Here is a 7434-nt window from a genome sequence, read left to right as displayed (position 1 = left end):
CCACGACGAAGGCAGACTCTAATCAGCTACACCCCACCGACCTGGGCATCCAGGCAACGAACCCGGACATCTCCGATCTTAGGGACTCTAATACCAAGTGGACTCATTCATCGGGGACGGCCCACGTCCACGAGACCTTTCATTGATGTTCCCGGTTTCCGATACCGCCGGTATCGAATCCGCTGTGAACAGGTTCATGCGCTACGTGAATGGCCCGGTCGACCGGTGGTTTGGTGACCGCGACACCATGCACAAGCTGATCGACATGGCCCGCGTATCCACGGCGCGAGTGATTCCGGAGAACTTTCCCCCTCCGCGGGTGCGAGGCACGGTCCTGCTAAGTGTGGTCAACAACCGCACTGAGGACGCCGCCGCCCTCATGGAGTGGTATCTACACCGTGACCACTTCAATCGACTCGATTCACTCCGCAGAGCGTCGGCGTTCGATGCGGTCCTGCGCCACCGGTTCCCCGATTACGCCCAGGCGAGGGATACGAACCGATAGCGAGTAGCCCGCGCGACAAGTATTGGAACAACGCAGGCTGAACATCCGCTTCTGCCGCATACCGCGCTGACCGAACCGGCCAGCGCGGGGCGCCGGCGGCCGGAACCTGATGCGGTGCAGAACGTCCGCGACTGCCGATCCCGTGTCATTCGGATTGGTCAGACCGTGACCGGCACTATCCGAGATACGGTGCCAGTCATGACGCATGACTGGTCGGACGTTCCCGAGAGGCTTGCGCGCCTCTCCGAGGCTCCGGACGCGAACGAGATCTTCGGGGCGGAGAAGCCGAATCTTGCTCTGTGTCAATGAATCTTGCTCATGCTGCCGGTTCTGCCACTACAGTTTGCTCGTTGTCTTGATCGTATCGGGCGGGATGGTGGCTGGTGGCCGATGCAGCTGTCGAGTGGGGACAGGCCTCTGCCGATCTGGTTGAGCTGGACTTTGTCGACGCGGTCGGTGCTGGGCAGCGGCTGAGGCTGTCGTCGTGCGCGGGAGTGCGGTTCGAGGACACGCGGCCGGTGCGCCGGTTCCGCTGGTCACGCGGGCTTGGCCATTTTCCGGGATGGTGGTGGACGGCGACTACCGGCCTGCACGTGGGTTACGAGTCGTGGCTCGAGCGCGATCATTTGCGAGCTCTCGACTTCGACCGTGAAGTCGTCGGTGTTGCATCGCAACCGTTTTGGCTGCGTTGGGAGGGTAGTCGAGGGCGGCAGCGGCGACATGCTCCGGACTACTTCGCTCGCCTGGCGGACGGGACCGGCGTGGTGATCGACGTGCGCGCTGATGACCGGATCGAGGACACTGATCTCGAAGCGTTCGCGGTGACCGCCGAAGCATGCGCGCTGCTGGGCTGGGAGTTTCGGCGGGTAGGTGAGATCGATGCGGTCTGGAACGCGAATGTGCGGTGGCTGGCTCGGTATCGGCATCCGCGCTGCACTGGTCGGGCCGAGGTCGCGGCGCGGCTGCGGGAGGTGTTCGCCGAGCCGGCGCCGCTGTTGGCGGGGGCCGAGGCGGTCGGTGATCGAATCATGGTGCTACCGGCACTTTTTCACCTGATGTGGCACCAGGAGTTGGTGGCCGATCTGGCGCGTCAGCGGCTGGAGCTGACAACGATGGTCCGCGGATCCGGTGCGATGGGCGGTCGTGAGTGAGCGAGAGGGCCAAGCCCCGGCGCCCTGCCGGGTTGTCGATCGGTGATCGGGTGAGGCTGGCTGGAGTGGTGCGCACGGTGATCGCCGTGTCGGGTGCCGCGGTGCGGCTCGCTGGCACCGACGGCATGGTGATCGACGTGGGCCCGGCTGAGGCGGCGGCCGCTGAGGTGGTCAGCGCGGTGTCAAGGTCGCCGGTCCCGTCGTCGGCACTGTTGGACGATCTACCAGAAGATGTTGCGGCGGAGGCGTTGTGGTGGGAGCAGCACATCGTCGAGGTGCTGCGCGGGGTTGCGCCACAAGCCCTGCCCGGGACCAAGCCGAAACCGGAATACGATCCGGAGCGGGTGTCGCTGACCCGCCGGGAACAGGCGAAGGCCGCAGAGCTGACCGCCGCGGGCAGGCCGGTGACCGCGAGCGCTATCGCGAAACGGCGACGCCGCTACGAAGCCGGCGGCGTCGCCGGGATGGTCGATCACCGCACCAGCAAACCCGTCACCTTGCATGGGCGAGCCGATGAGCTGGTGGTGCAGGCGATGCGGCGGGCGATCGGCGAGGCCACCGGGCAGTCCTCACGAACGGCCACCTACCTGTTCTGGCGCACCCGGCAGATCCTCGACGCCGACCACGGGCCAGGCATGGTGGAACTGCCGTCGCAGCGCAGTCCCTACCGGTTGTTGGAGAAGCTGTCGGCGGGCAAGCACACCACGGGTTCGGCCCGCACCCGCCGGTCGCTGGCCGACCGCGGCGACGGTCCTTTCGGCGAGACGGACGCGTGGGCACCGGGTGAAGTGATGCAGATCGACTCCACTCCGTTGGACGTGCTGGTCCGCCTGGACGATGGAGTGGTCGGCCGAATCGACATGACCGGCATGGTCGATGTCGCGACCAGGACCGTGACAGCGGCGGTGCTACGGCCCACGACCAAGTCGGTGGACGCGAGCGTGCTGCTGGCCCGCACCGTCACGCCCGAGCCGATGCGGCCCGGCTGGTCGCAGGCGCTAGCGATGTCGCGGTCGGCGTTGCCGTTTCGGCAGCTGCTCGATATCGACGCACGCATGGAGCATGCCGCGGCCCGGCCGGTCATCATTCCCGAGACGATCGTGGTCGATCAGGGAAAGGTATTCATCTCCCGCAACTTCCGGGCTTCCTGCGCGTTCCTGGGCATCAACTTCCAGCCCGTCCACGACGCCTCCGGCTGGGAGAAGGGCCATATCGAGCGGATGCTCGGCTCGGTTGGCACCTTGTTCGCCCAGTTCGTCGCCGGTTACGCCGGATTCAACACCGAACGCCGGGGACGGCATGTCGAATCCGAAGCGGTGTGGTCGCTGCTGGAACTACAGGGCTTGCTGGACGAATGGATCGTCTCGGCCTGGCAGAACCGGCCCCATGACGGGCTACGAGACCCCGCGCATCCGAAGAGGATGTTCACTCCGAACGAGAAATACGCTGCGCTGGTCGAAACCGCGGGCTATGTCCCGGTCGCGTTGTCGGCCGACGACTACGTCGAGCTGTTGCCCTCGACCTGGCGGGCGATCAACGCCTACGGCGTGAAGATCGGTCACCGCACCTACGACGACAAGGCTCTGAACCCGTTGCGGCACCAGCGATCCGGCGTGACCGACCGCCGCGACCTCTGGCAGATCCATTACGACCCCTACGACGTCTCCCGCATCTGGGTCCGTAACCATTGGGAGGGTGGCTGGATCACGGTGTTCTGGAAGCATTTGCACCGCGTCGCAGCACCTTTCGGGGAACTGGCCTGGGACCACACCCGCCACGCTCTGCCGGAAGCGACCGAGGAACAAATCGCCGACGCGGTCGCCGACCTGCTGAAACGGGCTAACCAAGGACCCGCTGACAGCGAGGGAAGAGGGTCGCCGAAACTCACCCGCCGCGACCGCCGGGTCGCTGCGCGCACCAAAGCCAGCCCACCGGCCATCCCGACGCAGCCGCAGCCTGCGGCTGCAACCGCGACCGGTGAAGCGCCGAAGCCGGTCAGCGGCAGCGACTCTCCTGCGGGAAAGGTTGCCAAGGTGATCCCGCTACCGATTTTCGACCCCTTCGCTGAAGCGGACAAACGATGGTGACCGGCAACGCCCGACCCCGACTCGATGACGAATCCGGTGAGGCCGATCGCGGGCACCTGCAGCTGACCACCCTGGACGGATGGCGCGGCTTCGTCGCCGAGATGCACACCGCACCGGAGCTGCTGCACGCAGCAGTTTGGACGGGCCTGGCCGAGGACAAACGCGCCTGCTACGACGACGACCGCATCGATCACCATTCCCGGCTGCTGGTGGTTCAGACTCCCACGATCCGTCAGGTCATCACCTCCGGTCGCCGCCTGGTCCAGCTGAACAAGAATGCTCACTACGGGCGTTGCGGATTGATGGTGTCCGGGCCCGCCCGCACAGGCAAGACCACCGCGCTGACCCAGCTCGGCAAGACCGTCGAGGTGATCCACCAGCGCCGAAACCCCAATGCGGTCAACGATATTCCGGTCGTCTACATCACCGTCCCGCCCGCGGCCACCCCCAAGATGATCGCGATGGAGTTCGCGCGGTTCTTCGACCTGCCGATCTCACGGCGCGCCAATATCACCGACATCGCCGACGCGGTCTGCGGTGTGAGCCGCGACGCCCGCGTCACCCTCGTCGCGGTCGACGAACTGCACAACCTCAACACCCGAACTCGCGCGGGCGCCGAAGCATCCGACACCTTGAAATACCTGAGTGAGCGCATCCCCGCCACGTTCGCATACGGCGGGATCAGCCTGGACCGCAGCGGGCTGCTGTCGGGCACCCGCGGCGAGCAGATCGCAGGCCGATTCGGCATGGTCCGCACCGGCCCCTTCGCCCAGGGCCAGCAATGGATTGCGCTCATCGCGGCCCTGGAAGACAGTCTGCGACTACACCGGCACCGACCGGGATCGCTGCCCGAACTCGACCGCTACCTGCACCGCCGCACCCACGGAATGATCGGAAGCCTGCTCTGGCTGATCCGCAGCGCGGCCATCAACGCCGTCCTCGACGGCACCGAGAAGATCACCAAGAAGTCCCTGGACGCCGTCGACGCCGATATCACCGCCGAGTCCCCGGTCCCTCCTACCAGGTGACCGATGGTCAACATGCTGCCCCGAGACCGAGCCGAGAAGATCCTCACCTTGGGCAAGGCCGGATGGTCGGCCGATACTCTCGCCCAGCAACTCGGCCACAGCCCGACAACGATCCGCGATTACCTCAACGGCCGCAAGACGCCCGGAGTCCCCGCCCCACGCATGCATCTGCTCACCGACGCTCTGGCCGATTACAGCCGCCAACGACTCGCCGAAGATCCGCATCTGCGGCCCAACGCCCTGTTCAAAGAGCTGAAGGAACTCGGTTTCCAGGCAAGCAGAGCGACCTTCTACCGCGAGTTGCGGCACCACCGCTTGCTCACATCCACCGACCGGCGACCGCACCCACACCAGGATCTCCTGGCCGATCTGGCCGGAAGATCACGCGCGACTATCCACCCGATCAAGCACGAGCCGGTCCTGCCTCGACCCGTCGCACCGATCACCGGGGAGTCGCTGAGCTCCTACCTGTCCCGGCTCGCCAGAACCAACCACCTCACCCTCGCCGAAGTCCTGGCCGTTCTGCCGTCCTGGTTCTCCACGAAAATCAACAACCCCGACGAGCTGTCCCAGCACCACATGCTCGCCCCCGCGACCACCGACGCGCTCTCCGCACTCGCACGACTCGGCCGCACAACCCCGCAACATCTCGCCGGCGCTCTGCCGGCCTTCGGAGCCAGACACACCCGCGGACCGGTCCGCGCCACAACCGCCTGCCGCTGCTGCACAGCCCGCCGCGGCATCACTGAACCCGTCCCCGTCCATCTGCCTGTTCACCTGAAAGTCTGCACGCGACACGGCATCTGGCTCAGCGACACCGGCCAACCCAACCTCGACGTCACCGCTTGCCCCGAGATTATCGCCGCCCAGTATCGCGCCAATCGGCTGCTGCGCCGTTACACACCCCAGCAACTCGTCCTCGCCCACGAGACCGCGCTTGCCGCCATCCCGCTCTGGCCAGCCGCGTCGGCGGCCATCCCATTGCACTGGCGTCACCGGCTGCTCACCCTCCAGACCATCAACCACAACCGGCACCACGACATCGGCACCGACCACGACGCCTACACCCGCGCAGCGAAATACCCCGACGCCATAGCGCTCGTCCCAGCGATCCTCAGCACGCGCCGAATCGAGCAAGATCTACTGGCAAAATCGCCCCGCCACAGCGCTTCTCGGCCGTGTTGACCGACGTCCCGATTGCCAGTCAAGATTCCTCGCCGCAGGTCAGAGCACCCTCAGATGAGCACGAATCACTGACACAGGACACCCGCCGAACCGAGTGTCGCAGTCGATGACATAGCCAGCTTCTCAAACCTGAGCAGAAGGCAGTGGTGCAATGGTTCCGGCCTCGCCCACTCGCGTCCTGCGTGAGACGGTTCAGCCGAAATCGCGATCGCGGAGCCGATGCAGGGAGTCGGTGAAGCGGGGGGTGCGGTCGCCGAGGGGGGCGAAGAATTCTCGGTCGCAGGTTTCGACGGCGCCGATGGCCCGATTGACCAGGGCCGCACCGGATTCGGTGGAAGCAAGGGATTTGGCGCGGCGATCGGTGGGGTGGTCGCGCCGTTCCAGCAGGCCCTTCTGTTCCAGAGCGCGCAGCACCTGGGAGGTCATCATGGGGTCGGTGGCGGCGTGGTCGGCGAGGTCACGCTGGGTGACCGGCTCGCCTGACCGGCTGGTGAGCCAGGTCAGGGAGGCGAGCAGGACGAACTGGACATGTGTGAGGCCGTAAGGGGTCAGCGCCGTGCGGTGTGCGGCCTGCCATCGGTTGGTCACCTGCCAAAGCAATAGACCGGGGCTTTCGTCGGCATGCTCGAATTCGGTGCGAGCTACTTCTTCAACCGCCATTGGCCGACCATGTCGCGAGAGATGACGGGGAGCCAGTACCGGCTGCTCATACCAGCACCGCCTCGGCGACCGCGACCAGCGCCTCGACATCGCCCTGCAGGGTCTTGGCGAGATTGCCGCCCATGATCTTGTTCCAGAGGCCGCGCAGCGGGCCCTCCATGGTGATGCGGACCTTCACGGTGGTGCGCTCACCGTCGGTGATGACCTGGTGGGCGAAGATCAGCCGCGCGCCGATCAGCTTGGACGAGTCGATGAATTCGGTGTCGGTGAGCTTGGTGACGACGAACTTGGTCTTGGGGCCGCCCTTGGGCTTGAGGGTGCCGGTCGCGCCCTGCTCGAACTTCCCATCGAGCCGGGCCCACTCGGTGTCCTGGTTCCACTCCTGCCACGTGCCCATGTCGGCCCACTTGGTGAAGAAGGCGGCGGGGGTGGCGGTCGAGGTGGCGGAGGCTTCAGCGATCAACGTCATGCAATTAGTATGCGCGCTTAGCATTAATATGTCAACACCTGCCCTCGACGGGCCATCGGACGCCCTTCGACGGGCGGGTATTCGACCTGAGCGAGCCCCCCTTCGCCGGTCAACCGAAACAGGTTGGCGTGCAGCACTATCCGGGAATGCGATCAGGAAACTGTGAAAGCTGGAGTCTCCGGGAGCCAGGTAGCCAATCGTGTTCAGCTCGACTTCGCCGTACAGCACGGACGACCAGAACAGCCGGTCAGGCCCCGTTCGTCGTCGGGCGTGAGCACGCCGTCGCAGTCCGAGCCTGCGAGGATGTCCTGGAGCACGAGGTTGTTTCCCTATTGGCCAGGGCGGCCTG

7 protein-coding genes are annotated in these 7434 nt (G+C 65.7%); 5 read left to right on the top strand and 2 right to left on the bottom strand.

The genetic code is table 11. The annotated features are described in order from the left end of the window. The first annotated feature begins 145 nt into the window (after positions 1-145). The 5 genes from ACIRRA_RS08480 to ACIRRA_RS08460 all read left to right on the top strand — a co-directional run bounded on the left by ACIRRA_RS08480 (position 146) and on the right by ACIRRA_RS08460 (position 5956). Entirely contained in the window at positions 146-505 is a 360-nt protein-coding gene (locus ACIRRA_RS08480) for a hypothetical protein (protein WP_402764818.1), read from the top strand. 383 nt (positions 506-888) lie between these two features. Further along, on the top strand, positions 889-1656 hold the full coding sequence (locus ACIRRA_RS08475) for a TnsA-like heteromeric transposase endonuclease subunit (protein ID WP_402764815.1): 768 nt from the start codon (positions 889-891) through the stop codon (positions 1654-1656). A 125-nt stretch (positions 1657-1781) separates the two neighbouring features. Then, entirely contained in the window at positions 1782-3743 is a 1962-nt protein-coding gene (locus ACIRRA_RS08470) for a transposase (RefSeq protein WP_402764875.1), read from the top strand. After that, on the top strand, positions 3737-4771 hold the full coding sequence (locus ACIRRA_RS08465) for a TniB family NTP-binding protein (RefSeq protein ID WP_402764812.1): 1035 nt from the start codon (positions 3737-3739) through the stop codon (positions 4769-4771). The genes ACIRRA_RS08470 and ACIRRA_RS08465 overlap by 7 nt, the downstream gene beginning before the upstream one ends. 3 nt (positions 4772-4774) lie before the next feature. Continuing rightward, complete coding sequence (locus ACIRRA_RS08460; RefSeq protein ID WP_402764809.1) at positions 4775-5956, top strand: TniQ family protein; 1182 nt, start codon at positions 4775-4777, stop codon at positions 5954-5956. Positions 5957-6148: 192 nt separating this feature from the next. Here the strand turns inward: ACIRRA_RS08460 and ACIRRA_RS08455 are convergent, their stop codons facing one another. Further along, positions 6149-6616, bottom strand: a complete 468-nt coding sequence (locus ACIRRA_RS08455; protein ID WP_402764807.1) for a MarR family winged helix-turn-helix transcriptional regulator — start codon at positions 6614-6616, stop codon at positions 6149-6151. A gap of 46 nt (positions 6617-6662) precedes the next feature. Continuing rightward, on the bottom strand, positions 6663-7085 hold the full coding sequence (locus tag ACIRRA_RS08450) for a hypothetical protein (RefSeq protein ID WP_402764805.1): 423 nt from the start codon (positions 7083-7085) through the stop codon (positions 6663-6665). Positions 7086-7434 lie beyond the last annotated feature (349 nt).

The organism is Nocardia sp. NPDC101769 (genome assembly GCF_044766925.1).
Taxonomy (GTDB): domain Bacteria; phylum Actinomycetota; class Actinomycetes; order Mycobacteriales; family Mycobacteriaceae; genus Nocardia.
This window is presented reverse-complemented; position numbering and strand designations above follow the sequence as displayed.

Coding starts and splice junctions, on each gene's coding strand:
- ACIRRA_RS08480 (WP_402764818.1), top strand. CDS start 146: ATGTTCCCGGTTTCCGATACCGCCGGTATCGAATCCGCTGTGAACAGG.
- ACIRRA_RS08470 (WP_402764875.1), top strand. CDS start 1,782: ATGGTGATCGACGTGGGCCCGGCTGAGGCGGCGGCCGCTGAGGTGGTC.
- ACIRRA_RS08465 (WP_402764812.1), top strand. CDS start 3,737: ATGGTGACCGGCAACGCCCGACCCCGACTCGATGACGAATCCGGTGAG.
- ACIRRA_RS08460 (WP_402764809.1), top strand. CDS start 4,775: ATGGTCAACATGCTGCCCCGAGACCGAGCCGAGAAGATCCTCACCTTG.
- ACIRRA_RS08455 (WP_402764807.1), bottom strand. CDS start 6,616: ATGGCGGTTGAAGAAGTAGCTCGCACCGAATTCGAGCATGCCGACGAA.
- ACIRRA_RS08450 (WP_402764805.1), bottom strand. CDS start 7,085: ATGACGTTGATCGCTGAAGCCTCCGCCACCTCGACCGCCACCCCCGCC.